General features: G+C 61.8%; 17 protein-coding genes. 6 read left to right on the top strand and 11 right to left on the bottom strand.

Features of this window, described 5'->3' with window-relative positions; translation table 11 throughout:
• Nucleotides 1-43 precede the first annotated feature (43 nt).
• Both ACZ9C1_RS12725 and grxD read left to right on the top strand, forming a co-directional pair.
• Complete coding sequence (locus ACZ9C1_RS12725; protein ID WP_476254035.1) at nucleotides 44-2,152, top strand: molybdopterin oxidoreductase family protein; 2,109 nt, start codon at nucleotides 44-46, stop codon at nucleotides 2,150-2,152.
• A gap of 91 nt (nucleotides 2,153-2,243) precedes the next feature.
• Nucleotides 2,244-2,579 (top strand): Grx4 family monothiol glutaredoxin, encoded by a 336-nt coding sequence (grxD, locus tag ACZ9C1_RS12720; protein ID WP_139669271.1) that lies wholly within the window; start codon nucleotides 2,244-2,246, stop codon nucleotides 2,577-2,579.
• Between the two features lie 70 nt (nucleotides 2,580-2,649).
• Here grxD and bfr read toward each other — a convergent pair whose 3' ends face one another.
• Entirely contained in the window at nucleotides 2,650-3,123 is a 474-nt protein-coding gene (gene bfr, locus ACZ9C1_RS12715) for a bacterioferritin (RefSeq protein ID WP_046854451.1), read from the bottom strand.
• Nucleotides 3,124-3,324: 201 nt separating this feature from the next.
• Nucleotides 3,325-3,546, bottom strand: coding sequence for a bacterioferritin-associated ferredoxin (locus ACZ9C1_RS12710; RefSeq protein WP_046854452.1), 222 nt, complete (start codon nucleotides 3,544-3,546; stop codon nucleotides 3,325-3,327).
• Between the two features lie 213 nt (nucleotides 3,547-3,759).
• Here ACZ9C1_RS12710 and ACZ9C1_RS12705 point away from each other — a divergent pair, with 213 nt between their 5' ends.
• Nucleotides 3,760-4,362, top strand: coding sequence for a peroxiredoxin (locus ACZ9C1_RS12705; protein ID WP_003254945.1), 603 nt, complete (start codon nucleotides 3,760-3,762; stop codon nucleotides 4,360-4,362).
• 69 nt (nucleotides 4,363-4,431) lie between these two features.
• On the opposite strand, the gene rnt is transcribed toward ACZ9C1_RS12705, so the two are convergent.
• Nucleotides 4,432-5,043 (bottom strand): ribonuclease T, encoded by a 612-nt coding sequence (gene rnt, locus ACZ9C1_RS12700; protein WP_225933324.1) that lies wholly within the window; start codon nucleotides 5,041-5,043, stop codon nucleotides 4,432-4,434.
• Between the two features lie 59 nt (nucleotides 5,044-5,102).
• On the bottom strand, nucleotides 5,103-6,149 hold the full coding sequence (pyrC, locus tag ACZ9C1_RS12695; RefSeq protein WP_198755605.1) for a dihydroorotase: 1,047 nt from the start codon (nucleotides 6,147-6,149) through the stop codon (nucleotides 5,103-5,105).
• 130 nt (nucleotides 6,150-6,279) lie between these two features.
• Here pyrC and ACZ9C1_RS12690 point away from each other — a divergent pair, with 130 nt between their 5' ends.
• Both ACZ9C1_RS12690 and ACZ9C1_RS12685 read left to right on the top strand, forming a co-directional pair.
• Nucleotides 6,280-7,260: a flagellar protein MotY gene (locus ACZ9C1_RS12690; protein ID WP_476254034.1), complete on the top strand. Its 981-nt coding sequence runs from the start codon at nucleotides 6,280-6,282 to the stop codon at nucleotides 7,258-7,260.
• A 128-nt stretch (nucleotides 7,261-7,388) separates the two neighbouring features.
• Nucleotides 7,389-8,606, top strand: a complete 1,218-nt coding sequence (locus ACZ9C1_RS12685; RefSeq protein ID WP_102684766.1) for an argininosuccinate synthase — start codon at nucleotides 7,389-7,391, stop codon at nucleotides 8,604-8,606.
• A gap of 43 nt (nucleotides 8,607-8,649) precedes the next feature.
• On the opposite strand, the gene ACZ9C1_RS12680 is transcribed toward ACZ9C1_RS12685, so the two are convergent.
• Nucleotides 8,650-8,985 (bottom strand): hypothetical protein, encoded by a 336-nt coding sequence (locus ACZ9C1_RS12680; RefSeq protein WP_476254033.1) that lies wholly within the window; start codon nucleotides 8,983-8,985, stop codon nucleotides 8,650-8,652.
• Nucleotides 8,986-9,485: 500 nt separating this feature from the next.
• Between ACZ9C1_RS12680 and ACZ9C1_RS12675 the strand changes: the two genes are divergently transcribed.
• Nucleotides 9,486-10,112 carry a response regulator transcription factor gene (locus ACZ9C1_RS12675; RefSeq protein ID WP_102684768.1) on the top strand — a complete coding sequence of 209 codons (627 nt, stop codon included), beginning with the start codon at nucleotides 9,486-9,488 and terminating at the stop codon, nucleotides 10,110-10,112.
• Between the two features lie 45 nt (nucleotides 10,113-10,157).
• On the opposite strand, the gene ACZ9C1_RS12670 is transcribed toward ACZ9C1_RS12675, so the two are convergent.
• The 6 genes from ACZ9C1_RS12670 to ACZ9C1_RS12645 form a co-directional block, all read right to left on the bottom strand.
• Nucleotides 10,158-10,334 carry a PA3496 family putative envelope integrity protein gene (locus ACZ9C1_RS12670; RefSeq protein WP_023630757.1) on the bottom strand — a complete coding sequence of 59 codons (177 nt, stop codon included), beginning with the start codon at nucleotides 10,332-10,334 and terminating at the stop codon, nucleotides 10,158-10,160.
• A 104-nt stretch (nucleotides 10,335-10,438) separates the two neighbouring features.
• Nucleotides 10,439-11,077: an endonuclease III gene (gene nth / locus ACZ9C1_RS12665; protein ID WP_102684769.1), complete on the bottom strand. Its 639-nt coding sequence runs from the start codon at nucleotides 11,075-11,077 to the stop codon at nucleotides 10,439-10,441.
• A gap of 4 nt (nucleotides 11,078-11,081) precedes the next feature.
• Complete coding sequence (locus tag ACZ9C1_RS12660) at nucleotides 11,082-11,606, bottom strand: Rnf-Nqr domain containing protein (protein WP_102684770.1); 525 nt, start codon at nucleotides 11,604-11,606, stop codon at nucleotides 11,082-11,084.
• The gene (locus ACZ9C1_RS12655) at nucleotides 11,603-12,214 is read right to left on the bottom strand and encodes an RnfABCDGE type electron transport complex subunit G (protein ID WP_102684771.1); all 612 of its coding nucleotides are present in this window, start codon (nucleotides 12,212-12,214) and stop codon (nucleotides 11,603-11,605) included. The genes ACZ9C1_RS12660 and ACZ9C1_RS12655 overlap by 4 nt, the downstream gene beginning before the upstream one ends.
• Nucleotides 12,211-13,182 carry an RnfABCDGE type electron transport complex subunit D gene (locus ACZ9C1_RS12650; protein WP_102684772.1) on the bottom strand — a complete coding sequence of 324 codons (972 nt, stop codon included), beginning with the start codon at nucleotides 13,180-13,182 and terminating at the stop codon, nucleotides 12,211-12,213. The genes ACZ9C1_RS12655 and ACZ9C1_RS12650 overlap by 4 nt, the downstream gene beginning before the upstream one ends.
• A 78-nt stretch (nucleotides 13,183-13,260) precedes the next feature.
• On the bottom strand, nucleotides 13,261-13,809 hold the full coding sequence (locus tag ACZ9C1_RS12645) for an Rnf-Nqr domain containing protein (RefSeq protein ID WP_476254032.1): 549 nt from the start codon (nucleotides 13,807-13,809) through the stop codon (nucleotides 13,261-13,263).
• Nucleotides 13,810-13,838 lie beyond the last annotated feature (29 nt).

Raw genomic sequence — 13,838 nt, 5'->3', positions numbered from 1 at the left:
CGGCGCATAGTCGAGCCTTGCGAACAACAAGGCAGAGGCGGCCATGACCAAGACCCTGCATCACCGAGCCTGTCACCTGTGCGAGGCCATTTGTGGCCTGAACATCGAAGTTACCCATGGGGCGGAAGGGCCGCCGCGGATCAGCTCGATCAAGGGCGATCCGCAGGATCCGTTCAGCCGCGGCCATATCTGCCCGAAGGCGGTCGCCCTGCAGGACATCCAGGAAGACCTTGACCGCCTGCGCCAGCCTCATCGGCGCATCGGTGACCAGTGGCAGGCGATTGGCTGGGATGAGGCCTTCGCCTTCGCCGCACAGCGGCTGTGGGCGGTGCAGCAGGCCCATGGGCGCAATGCTGTTGCGGTCTACCAGGGCAACCCCAGCGTGCACAACTATGGCTTGATGACCCACAGCAATTACTTCCTCGGCCTGCTCAAGACCCGCAACCGCTTCTCGGCCACCTCGGTGGACCAACTGCCGCAGCACCTGACCAGCCACCTGATGTACGGCCATGGTCTGTTGCTGCCCATCCCGGACATCGACCACACGCAGTTCATGCTGATCCTTGGCGGCAACCCCCTGGCTTCCAATGGCAGCATCATGACCGTCCCCGACGTGGAAAAGCGCCTGAAGGCGCTCAAGGCCAGGGGCGGGCAGCTGGTGGTGGTGGATCCGCGGCGCAGCGAGACGGCGTTACTGGCCGACCGGCACCTGTTCATCCGCCCCGGCGGCGACGCAGCGTTGCTGTGTGGGCTGTTGCATACCCTGTTCGTCGAGGGCCTGGCCCGTGGCTCGCACTTGCCGATCAATGGCTTGGAGCAGGTGCGCGAGGCGATCCTGCCGTTCGATGCCGCCAGCATGAGCGCGTTGTGCGGCATCCCGGCCGAGGACATCCGCCGATTGGCGCGGGACTTCGGCGCTGCCGACAAGGCCGTGTGCTACGGCCGGATGGGGGTATCGACCCAGGCCTTCGGTTCGTTGTGCCACTGGTTGGTGCAATTGATCAACCTGGTCACCGGCAACCTTGATCGAGTGGGTGGTGCGTTGTGCACCGAGCCGGCTGTCGATCTGGTCGCCAGCACATCGGGTGGCCACTTTGACCAATGGCGCAGTCGTGTCTCGGGATTGCCCGAATATGCTGGCGAGCTGCCGGTCTCGGCCTTGGCCGAGGAGATCCTCGAGCCCGGTGACGGGCAAGTGCGGGCGTTGGTGACCGTGGCCGGCAACCCGGTGTTGTCCACGCCCAACGGGCGGCGCCTGGACCAGGCGCTGGCCGGCCTGGAGTTCATGCTCAGCATCGACCTCTACATCAACGAGACCACGCGTCATGCCGACCTGATCCTGCCCTCCACCTCGGCGCTGGAGAATGATCACTACGATTCCACCTTCAACCTGCTGGCGGTGCGCAATGTCACCCGTTTCAACCGGGCGATCCTGCCCAAGCCGGAGGGGGCACTGCATGACTGGGAGATTTTCGTGGGCCTGGCCGAAGCCTTTGCCCAGCGTGCGCAGGCCGAGCTCAAGGCCACCCTGCCACCGGCACGGATGATCGACTTTGCCTTGCGCAGGGGCCCTTATGGTGACGAGTCGTCCTGGAAGCTTTCCCTGCAGAGGCTCGATGAACACCCCCACGGCCTGGATCTAGGACCACTGGCGGCCAACCTTGCGCCGCGCTTGCGCACGACCAGCCGCAAAGTCGAAGCCGCACCGGCGGTGCTGCTCGGTGATCTGCAACGCCTGGCCCGGCAGGCAGCGCCGACGGTGGACCAGTTGTTGCTGATCGGCCGCCGCCATGTGCGCAGCAACAATTCGTGGATGCACAACTATCATCGGCTGGTCAAAGGCAAACCGCGGCATCATCTGTTGATGCATCCGGAGGATCTGCGCCACCGTCAGTTGGTGGACGGGCAGATGGTGCGAATCCGCTCACGCACCGGCGTGATCGAAGTGCCTGTCCAAGCCAGCGAGGAGATGATGCCAGGAGTGGTCAGCCTGCCCCATGGCTACGGTCACGGGCGCCAGGGCGCGCGCTTGCAGGTAGCCAGTGCACAGCCAGGAGTGAGCGCCAATGACCTGACCGACGAGCACTTGCGTGATGGCGTATCCGGCAACGCCGCCCTCAATGGCGTACCTGTGCAAGTGGAGGCCGCCTGAGCATCGGCAAGGCCGAGCACGCCGCTCGGCTTTCCGATACAATGCGTCACCGTGCCGACGACCCAGTCGGAAAGTTCAGCCGAGGTGCTTCATGGATATCATCGATACAATCAAAGAGCAGATCGCCAACAACACCATTCTGCTTTACATGAAAGGTTCGCCGAATGCGCCGCAGTGCGGTTTCTCGGCCAAGGCTTCGCAGGCCGTGATGGGGTGTGGCGAGAAGTTCGCTTATGTCGACATCCTGCAGAACCCGGAAATCCGCGCCAACCTGCCCAAGTACGCCAACTGGCCTACCTTCCCGCAACTGTGGGTGGCGGGTGAGCTGGTCGGCGGCAGCGACATCATGATCGAGATGTTCGAAAAGGGTGAGCTGCAGGCGCTGATCAAGGATGCGGCCGCCAAGGCCAAGGCTTCCGAAGCCTGATTCCGGCGTTCTTCGCCAGCATGCAAAAGCCCCGCAATAGCGGGGCTTTTTGTTGTCGTCGATCGAGCAGTTACTCTTCGCCCATCTGCGACTGCAGGTAGTTCTCGATAGTGATCTTGTCGATCAGGCCCAGCTGAGTCTCCAGCCAGTCGATGTGCTCTTCCTGGTCTTCGAGGATGTCCTCGAGCACGTCACGCGAACCGAAATCGCCAGCGGTTTCGCAGTGGGCGATGGCGGCTTTCAGGTCGGCGTGGGCCTTTTTCTCAAGCTTCAGGTCGCAGTCGAGCATTTCCTTGGTGTGCTCGCCAATCATGAGCTTGCCCAGGTCCTGGACGTTGGGGATGCCTTCGAGGAAGAGGATGCGCTTGATCAGCTTGTCAGCATCCTTCATCGCCTGGATGGACTCTTTGTACTCGAGTTTGCCGATCTTGTTCAGGCCCCAATCTTCGTACATGCGCGCATGCAGGAAGTACTGGTTGATTGCGACCAGCTCGTTTCCGAGGACCTTGTTGAGATGCTGGATGACGCTTACGTCGCCTTTCATGATGGGGTCTGCCCTGTAGAAGTTGAGCCAATGCAAACAAGTTTGAGCCTCGCAACTATCTATGTCAAACCTAAGTTATTGAATAATAAATGAAAATTAATCGGAATAAGAATGTTTGTGAACTGCGTTCGAACGCTAACTTATTGAATTGCAGGCATAAAAAAACCGGACACCAGGTCCGGTTCTTCAAATTTGGGGACATTACGCCGCGTTGAATTCAACGGGGTAGGGCAGGGCGGCCTGCTGGCTCAGTTGCAGCTCGGTGAGGGTTTCGCGCACCACCTGCTTGGCGAGGCAGGCGCACTTGCCGCACTGGCTGGCGACATTGGTGGCGGCTCGAACTTCCTTGTAGCTGCAGCATCCTTCGTAGATCGCATCGCGGATCTGTCCGTCGGTGACACCGACACAAAGACACACATACATAAAGGCTGACCATCGCGGGTTGATTCGATGGATTGGAGAGTAATGGTAATGAGAATGCTTGTCAAAACACATTGTGTAAGGTGCGTTCCAGAGCGACCGGCGGTTGAGATTCGGCCTGTCACGCAAAGCTGTGTATGATGGTCGGCCTTTGCTGGATCCGGGGGACGTGTTCCGCCCGGGCAAGGTTTTTCACCCCTCATCAGGAGAGATCGAATGAGCGTACTCGTTGGCAAAAAAGCCCCGGACTTCACCGTTCCAGCCGTGCTGGGCAACGGCGAGATCGTCGACAGCTTCAACCTGGCCTCGGCCATCAAGGGCAAGTACGGCCTGGTATTCTTCTACCCGCTGGACTTCACCTTCGTCTGCCCGTCCGAGCTGATCGCCCTGGACAACCGCATCCCTGACTTCCAGGCGCGCAACGTGGAAGTGATCGGCGTGTCGATCGACTCGCACTTCACTCACAACGCCTGGCGCAACACCCCGGTCAACAATGGCGGCATCGGCCAGGTCAAGTACACCCTGGCAGCCGACATGACCCACGAAATCTGCAAGGCCTACGACGTCGAGTCCGAAGGCGGCGTGGCCTTCCGTGGTGCCTTCCTGATCGACACCAACGGTGTTGTCCGCTCGCAGATCGTCAACGACCTGCCGCTGGGCCGCAACATGGACGAGCTGCTGCGCCTGGTCGACGCCCTGCAATTCCACGAAGAGCACGGCGAAGTCTGCCCGGCCAACTGGAAGAAAGGCGACAAGGGCATGAACGCTTCGCCGGAAGGTGTCGCGGCTTACCTGAGCGAGAACGCTGGCAAGCTGTAAATTGCCAAGCGCATGAAAAAACCGGCCCTGGTGGCCGGTTTTTTTATGCTTCAAGCTACAAGCGTGTGATCAGTCGTTGAAGTCGCGCCAGCCGCCCATCTCTTTCCAGCGATTGACGATGCCGCAGAACAGCTCGGCGGTCTTCTCGGTGTCGTAACGCGCCGAATGCGCCTCACGGCCGTCGAAGTCGATGTCTGCGCTCTGGCAGGCTCGGGCCAGCACGGTCTGGCCGTAGGCAAGGCCAGCGAGGGTGGCGGTATCGAAGCTGGAGAACGGGTGGAACGGGTTGCGCTTGATATCGTTGCGCGCCACCGCAGCATTGAGGAAACCCAGGTCGAAGCTGCTGTTATGCCCCACCAGGATCGCCCGCTTGCAGCCATTGGCCTTCAGCGCCTTGCGCACGCCGCGGAAAATATCGGTCAGCGCGCTTTCCTCGCTCACCGCCATGCGCAGCGGGTGATCGAGCTTGATGCCGGTGAACTCCAGCGCGGCGGCCTCGATATTGGCGCCCTCGAACGGTTCGACCCGATGGAAGTAGGTGTGCTCGGGGAACAGGAAGCCCTTTTCATCCATGCCGATGGTGACGGCGGCAATCTCCAGCAGCGCGTCGGTAGCGCTGTTGAAGCCACCAGTCTCGACATCCACCACCACGGGCAGGTAGCCGCGGAAACGCTCGGCCATCGGATGGCGCGAGCCGCTGCTGACCTGGCTGTCCTGGTCGTCTTCGTACAGATCTTCGCTCACGCGTTGTCCTCCTGCAGGCGCCAGCGCAGTGTTTCACCAGCGCGCAGGGGAATGACGGTGGTGTCACCGAAGGGCAGGCTGTCCGGCGCTGTCCATTGCTCTCTCACCAGGGTGATGGTGTCGGTATTGCGCGGCAGGCCGTAGAAGTCAGGGCCATGCTTGCTGGCGAAGCCTTCGAGCTTGTCCAGCGCATTGCGCTGCTCGAACGCCTCGGCATACAACTCGATGGCGGCGTAGGCGGTGTAGCAGCCGGCGCAGCCGCAGGCGGCTTCCTTGGCATGCTTGGCGTGAGGCGCCGAGTCGGTACCGAGGAAGAACTTCGGGTTGCCGCTGGTCGCGGCATCCAGCAACGCAACCTGGTGGGTGTTGCGCTTGAGGATCGGCAGGCAATAGAAGTGCGGGCGGATACCGCCGACCAGCATGTGGTTGCGGTTGTACAGCAGGTGCTGGGCGGTGATGGTGGCACCGACGTTGGCCGGCGCCTCGGTGACGAACTGCGCGGCGTCGGCGGTGGTGATGTGCTCGAACACCACTTTCAGGGTCGGGAAGCGCTCGACCAGGCGGCGCATGTGCTCGTCGATGAAGCGCTTCTCGCGGTCGAACACGTCGATTTCACTGCGCGTGACCTCACCATGCACCAGCAGGGGCATGCCGGTTTCGGCCAGGGCCTCGATTGCCGGGAAAATGTTGTCGATGCTGGTCACGCCCGAATCGGAGTTGGTGGTGGCGCCGGCCGGGTAGAGCTTGGCGGCGAACACGATCCCACTGGCCTTGGCGGCGCGGATGTCTTCCGGGCTGGTGCGGTCGGTAAGATACAGCACCATCAGTGGCTCGAAACGGCTGCCGGCGGGGCGTGCGGCAAGGATGCGGGCGCGGTAGGCATCGGCCTCGACGGCGTTGCGCACCGGCGGAACCAGGTTGGGCATGATGATGGCGCGGGCGAAGGTACGCGCCACGTCACCGACGGTGTGAGGCAGGACGGCACCATCGCGCAGATGGATGTGCCAGTCGTCGGGGCGCAGGAGGGTCAGGCGATCGGACATTGGAGATTCCAGGCGGGTCGAACTCAGAAGCCAATGCTACCGGAAAACCCCTGTTCGAGCACGGCTATCAAGTTTTCCGACGGGCGTCCGATAGCATTCAGGTAAGCCGTCAGAATCAGTGGAGCCGACCGTGCGCCAGCGTTACCTAGCCCTGTTCACCCTTGTCGCCAGCCTGCCGGCCGGGGCCATGACCTTCCAGACCCGCGTGGAGAACGTCGCCTGGAAAGTCGAGGGTGATCAGTTCGAATGTCGCTTGATCCAGCCGATCGACGGTTTCGGCAGCGGCGAGTTCGTGCGCCGTGCCGGCGAACAACCGACGTTCCAGCTGCGTTCGGACAGCAACGTCCTCGGCGCCGGTTCCGCCACCTTGCTGGCCGCCGCAGCCCCCTGGCAGCCAGGGCGGGGCGATATCAACCTTGGTGCGGTGCACATGGCCCGCACTGGCGTGCTGTTCACCTCCAGCCAGGGGCAGGCCAGCCGCCTGATCAATGGCCTGCTCGATGGCCGTAGCACGGTGGTGCGCAACTACCGGGGCGAGGGTGGCCGGCCGATGCAAGTGCAGGTGATGCCAGTCAGCTTCGCCAAGGCCTACAGCGACTACCAACTGTGTGCTGCCAAGCTGCTGCCGATGAACTATGACCAGATCCGTCAGACCCAGGTCGGCTTCCCCGGTGGCGGTATCGAGCTGGACAGCTCGGCGCGCGCTCGCCTGGATGTGCTGCTCGATTATCTGAAGGCCGATCCGACGGTCAACCGCATCGAGCTCAACGGCCATTCCGACAACAGCGGCAACCGTCTGACCAACCGTGACACCTCGCGTCGACGGGCGCTGGCGGTTGCCGACTACCTCAAGGCCCATGGCGTGCCGGAAGAGCAGATCACCGTGCGGTTCCACGGCGAGCGCTATCCACTGGCGAAGAACAACTCTGTCGCCAACCGGGCGCGAAACCGCCGGGTGAACATCCAGCTCGAGCGTGTGACACCGGTCGAGAAACCGCTGGAGAAGCCGGCGCCACCGGTTGCGCCGGCGGCTCCGGCACCCGCGGCTACCGCACCTGCGCCTGCGACGCCTGCGGCCGCTGCCACCCAGCCCGCGCCTGCGAAATCCTGAGTGCGACAGCGGGTCGCGCTCTCGACAATTCCTGTCGCTTTGTCGTCACAAGCTGTCGCCCCATTGTAAATTTTTCGGCAAGGCCGGTAGAATCATCGGCTTTCCGTACAACCCCGTGGAGTGATGGCATGGCGGACGTAAAAAAGGTCGTATTGGCGTATTCCGGCGGCCTTGATACTTCGGTGATTCTCAAGTGGCTGCAGGACACCTACAACTGTGAAGTGGTGACCTTCACCGCTGACCTCGGCCAGGGCGAGGAGGTCGAGCCGGCCCGCGCCAAGGCCCAGGCGATGGGCGTGAAAGAAATCTACATCGACGACCTGCGCGAAGAGTTCGTGCGTGATTTCGTTTTCCCGATGTTCCGCGCCAACACCGTCTACGAAGGCGAGTACCTGCTGGGTACTTCCATCGCCCGCCCGCTGATCGCCAAGCGCCTGATCGAAATCGCCAACGAAACCGGCGCCGATGCCATTTCCCACGGTGCCACCGGCAAGGGCAACGACCAGGTGCGTTTCGAGCTCGGTGCCTATGCGCTCAAGCCTGGCGTCAAGGTCATCGCGCCATGGCGTGAGTGGGATCTGCTGTCCCGCGAGAAGCTGATGGACTACGCCGAGAAGCACGGTATCCCGATCGAGCGTCACGGCAAGAAGAAGTCGCCGTACTCGATGGACGCCAACCTGCTGCACATCTCCTACGAAGGCGGTGTCCTGGAAGATACCTGGACCGAGCACGAGGAAGACATGTGGAAATGGAGCGTCTCCCCGGAGAATGCCCCGGACCAGGCCACCTACATCGAGCTGACCTACCGCAACGGTGACATCGTCGCCATCGACGGCGTCGAGAAGACCCCGGCCACCGTGCTGGCCGAGCTCAACCGCATTGGCGGCGCCAACGGCATCGGCCGCCTGGACATCGTCGAGAACCGCTATGTCGGCATGAAGTCGCGCGGTTGCTACGAGACCCCGGGCGGCACCATCATGCTCAAGGCTCACCGCGCCATCGAGTCGATTACCCTGGACCGCGAAGTCGCTCACCTGAAGGATGAGCTGATGCCCAAGTACGCCAGCCTGATCTACACCGGCTACTGGTGGAGCCCGGAGCGTCTGATGCTGCAGCAGATGATCGACGCCTCGCAGCTCAACGTGAATGGCGTTGTTCGCCTGAAGCTGTACAAGGGCAATGTCACCGTCGTGGGGCGCAAGTCGGACGATTCTCTGTTCGATGCCAACATTGCGACCTTCGAGGAAGACGGCGGGGCTTACAACCAAGCCGATGCCGCGGGCTTCATCAAGCTCAATGCATTGCGTATGCGTATCGCGGCCAACAAAGGCCGTTCGCTGCTGTAAGCAGCCACGAGCGTACGAAAAACCCGGCCTTGGCCGGGTTTTTTCATGCCTGGGTTTCTGCTTCGGTGGCGGTCGCGGTCTCGTCATCCTGCATGGGCACGGCTGAGAGATGGATACAGGTGCGCGTATCCAGGTTGTACAGCACCCAGCGTCGTTGTCGCCCGTGGGGGCGATCGATCATTCGCAGTACATGGTTTTCGATGATCTTCTGACTGTCGGCTCCGGAAATGGCGATGATCATCGCGCCTTTGCTCCCTGAGACAGGTGTGCGTAAAGGCTTGCGGGCGCTGCGGGCATTGCTGTCAGGTGCAAACAGCGAGCGAGTGTTGAAGTTGAGGGTAAGAAAGAACAGTACGGTGAGGAAGAACGGGAAGCCCACCAGGAACCAGGTGTACAGGGTCCTGGCTGTCTTCGCTGAGGAACGGGAGTGATGCCAGGGCAGACGCTTCGATCACGCCGGCAAAGACAGCGATAAGGGTCAACGGACTGATGGGGTCGCGGTTCATGATGAGGGCCTGGTGATGCTTTGCCCATCTGTAGCGTGTTTTCCCCACTGTAATTAAGCGTGCCTCGTTTCCCTCCCTGGCCAAGTCGCCGCGTTCGACGCCTACCTTTATCCAGTGTGTACAGTCGAATTTTCCCGCGTGAAGTGTGACTCAATGGCACTTGGATCCAATTCTTCCGGCTGTTACTTTCTGAATCGTTGCGACGAACCTGTATCTATTACATTTTGTGAAAGGGGTAGTGCGTAGGAAGAGTCTCTATTAATTGTAGGCCGCTTCTTTCGGTGAATTTACCAGGGAAACCGCTGCATAAATAATCGTTATGCTCGGGTGTGGTGGTCTATCGAACTAAAAATAACGTATCAATGGGAATCGCATGAATAAAGTGCTGATCGTGGATGATCACCCGGTCATTCGCCTGGCCGTACGCATGCTGATGGAACGGCATGGCTACGAAGTGGTGGCGGAGAGTGACAATGGTGTGGATGCCCTGCAACTGACGCGGGAGTATCTGCCGGATATTGTCATTCTGGATATCGGGATCCCCAAACTGGATGGGCTGGAAGTGATTGCGCGGATGACGCTGGCGAGCCCGGCGAGCAAGGTGTTGGTACTGACTTCCCAGGCCCCGGGGCACTTCTCGATGCGCTGCATGCAAGCGGGGGCGGCAGGTTATGTCTGCAAGCAACAGGAGTTGACCGAGCTGCTCAGTGCCATCAAGGCCGTGATGTCCGGCTACAGCTATTTCCCCAACCAGGCATTGCACAAGGGGCGCTCGGGCACGGGAGGCGCCACGGAAATGGAGATGGTCGAGCGGCTTTCCGGCCGGGAGATGATGGTGCTCCAGCAACTGGCCCGGGGCAAGAGCAACAAGGAGATCGCCGACAGCATGTTCCTCAGCAACAAGACAGTCAGTACCTACAAGACTCGCCTGCTGCTCAAGTTGAATGCCCGCTCGTTGGTGGACCTGATCGAACTCGCCCAGCGCCATGGGCTGGCCTGAGCCCTATTGAAAAGCCTCCGTTCAGGAGGCTTTTGCATGTCTGCGTTACAGATCGTAGTCGAAGTCGGCCAGCTGTTTCTGCAGGCGTCGCTCCTCGAGCATGTTGTCGATGGTGCGGCGCTTGCTGAGGTTGGTCTTGGCCGGTTCGGCCTGCGGCTCCACGTCGTCGTCCGTACTTTGGAAGTCGTCATCGTTTGCCAAGTCTTCTTTATCGGTGCTCATGCGTCACTCCAAGCCAAAGGGCCATTGGCCGTCCTTATAACGGGAATCGCAGAGCGGGTAAAAAAGATTTTTTCAATCGCCTTGTGCTGTTGTCAGCTATTGCTTCAATCGTCCGAGGTCTTGAACTTGTATTCGCACAGGTCCTCGATTCGGCAGCTGCCACAGCGCGGTTTCCGAGCCTGGCAGACATAACGGCCATGCAGGATCAGCCAATGGTGGGCGTCGAGCAGAAAGTCCTTGGGCACGAACTTGAGCAATTTCTTTTCGACGTCTAGAACAGTCTTGCCCGGCGCGATACCGGTGCGGTTGCTGACCCGGAAGATATGCGTATCGACGGCCATGGCCAGTTGGCGAAAGGCAGTGTTGAGCACTACGTTGGCGGTCTTGCGCCCAACGCCGGGCAGGGCTTCCAGCGCTTCGCGGCTCTGCGGGACTTCACCTGCGTGCAGTTCGACCAGCAGGCGACAGGTCTCGATGACGTTCTTGGCCTTGCTGTTGTACAGCCCGATGGTCTTGATGTACTCGCTCAGGCCTTCAACACCCAGGGCGTGGATGGCCTGCGGGGTATTGGCGACCGGGAACAGGCGAGCGGTAGCCTTGTTGACGCCGACGTCCGTCGCCTGGGCCGAAAGGATCACGGCGATCAGCAGTTCGAAGGGGGTGGAGTAGGCCAGTTCGGTCTTGGGTTCGGGATTGTCTTCATGCAGCCTGCGAAAGATCTCCAGGCGTTTGGCGGCATTCATGGGGTCAACGGCTTCCTTGACGGCTAGGGGAGGTGGTCGATGGGCGCAGGTGATTGTACAAGCCCAGCAGCAGGCCGAGCAGTATCAAGGCGCCTGGGGCTAGCGTGGCAATGTGCAGGCCGAGATCGTCGGCGAGCACTTGTCGACAGGCACCCAGGGCAAGGCCGGCCACCAGGAGCCCGCCCAGGCCGCGACACAGTTGGCGATAGCGGTACTGCTGTGGCAGCAACTGTTCGCAGGCCAGGCAGGGCAGGGCCAGTAACAGCGGGTAGGGGGCAAGCTCCTCGGCCAGGGGCAGGGTCCACGCCCGCAGCCCGAGGTGCAGACAGGTTACCAAGCTGGCCGTCATCACAGCGCTCGCCCACAGGCTGGCACCCTGAGCAAGGTGGCGACGCAGTGGTGCCATCAGCGCCTGATGCAGGCCTGTCAGCAGGCAAGCGCAAAGGCTGATGGAGATCGCCTGGACAATGGTCCGGGTTGCGCCGAGCAGCGGTACCAGGCTGATCATCAGTAGCCAGAACCTGCTCATGGGCGCGCCTCGCCGAGCAGTGCGGGGCGGTGGTCGTCGAAATAGCGCAGCGCATCCTGGATCGCCGCGATGACTGCTCGAGAGGTTACCGTCGCCCCGGCCAGTTGATCGAACGCGCCCTGGTCACGTTTGATCGCCCAGGCCTGCTCGGGTGTATTTTCCTGTGCCCGGCCGATGAACTGGTCGAGCCATTGACGCGCCGGGTCTGCCAGTTGGTCGCCCAGGCCTGGGCTTTCCTGTTGCTCGAGCACACGCATGCCCACCAGGCGGCCCTGGGTGTTGATGGCGATGACCATTTCGATGGCGCCGCCATAGCCCAGGAACCTGTTGTGCAGCAGGATGGCGGTTGGGGCTCCCGCCAGCGTGGCGCGATAAGCGGCCAACAGGCGGCTATGGCGCAGGCTGGTATCTGCCAGGGCCAAGGCTGTTTGCAAGGGCTGGTTGTCATAGCTGCCTGGTGGCAGCACTGCCAGCCACTGCTGTTCATGCCACTGGCGCTGGGCCTGCGCAATAGGTTTGGCAGTGAAGCGTTGCCAGGCTAAAGTCGTGACAACGGCCAGCACTGCCAGCAGTAACAGGCACGCGGCGCTGCGCCAGCGGGCACTCACGGGCAGGCCTGCTGGCGACGCTCCGCCCAGCGATCCAGGGACGGTGCGGCAAGGTTCATCAGCAGAATGGCGAATGCCGTGCCATCGGCAAAGCTGCCCCACGTACGGATCAGGTAGATCAGCAGGCCGGCGCTGGCACCGAACAGCAGACGGGCCAGTGGCTGCCTGCAACCAGATACCGGTTCGGTGGCGATGAAGAACGCGGCCAGCATGGTCGAGCCTGACAGCAGGTGCAGCAATGGTGAGCCATTGGAGTCGGAGCCTGAGCCGTTCCAGCCCAGCAGGCTGAACAGAAACAAGGCGCCGAGCAAGCCGATGGGCGCGTGCCAGGTGAAGACCTTGCGTTGTATCAGAAATAGCCCGCCGAGCAGGAAGGCGAGGTTGACCCATTCGCTGGCGCTCCCACCGATATGGCCAAAGGCCGAATGGCTGGCAAACAGTTCGTCGATGGTCAGGCTGCGGTTATGGCGCAGCACGTCGAGTACCGTGGGGCTGGCCCAGGCATCGATGCGATCGCCGGTACCCAGGCTCAGGTTCAGGCTGTCCAGCAACCCGGCGGTCTGGCCAGGCCAGTGGTTCATCTGCAAGGGGAAGCTCAGCAGGACGAACGCATAGCCCACCATGGCCGGGTTGAACAGGTTGCGTCCCACTCCCCCGAAGGCTTGTTTGCCCAGGCCAATGGCAACACAGGCTGCCATCAGCGGCAGCCACCAAGGGGCGTGGATGGGCAGGGCGGCAGCCAGCAGGACGGCGGTGACCAGCGCGCTGCCATCGCCCAGGGCCGAGACCACCGGCAGCTTGCGCCAGCTCAGCAGCAAGGCCTCGGTGGCCAGCGCCGCGCAACTGCTCAGCAGCAGGTTGATCAGCACGCCCCAGCCATGCAGCCAGAACAGCGCCAACAGGCCAGGGGTGCAGGCCAGCAGCACCAGTTGCATGGCGCTGCGCAGGCGCGGATCAGGTGGCGGCATGGGCCTGCAGCTCCTCGAGGTATTGCCGGGCAATGTTTTGCAGGGCCGGCAGCAAGACGTCGATGTGTAGAGACAGATTCATTGGGTGAACAGTCCGTTGAGTCCCGAAAACGCCATGGCCATCACCCCGGCACCGATCAGTTGAATAGGCAGGCCGCGTAACGCTGCGGGTACCTCGGCTTGGCGGCTGCGCATATCTAGGTCCGCATACAGCACCAGCGCGAGCCAGAAGCCCAAAGCGGCAACGAGGGGCCACGCCAGCAGGCGCCAGCCGCGCATGTCGTCATGGGACAGTTGCACCAGCAAGCCTAGCACCACGGCATTTGCGCTCAGCAGGCCCGACAGGCCTTGTGTGGGCCAGTCCGGGCGCAGGCGCTGGAGCAGGTTCGGCAGCGCCCAGGCCAATGCCGCCAGCAACGGCAGGAAGACCAAGAGCTGAAGGTCCTGCAACTGCAATGGCACGAGCAGTTGTTGGCACAGCCAGGCGCCGATTGGCAGTGCCATGAGGATCAGCAGGGCGATGCACAGGCCCAGCGCATGCAGGCGCACACGCTCGACCGGCTCTGCCTGCAGGACCAGGTGATTGACCAGCGCGGCGCTGACCAGGACCAGAACGTAGTCACTCATGGAGGTGCCGACGGCGGGACGATGGCGCC

Source organism: Pseudomonas sp. TE21435 (genome assembly GCF_056279265.1).
Note: the sequence above shows the minus strand (reverse complement) of the source record. Positions and strands in the feature narration are given on the sequence as shown.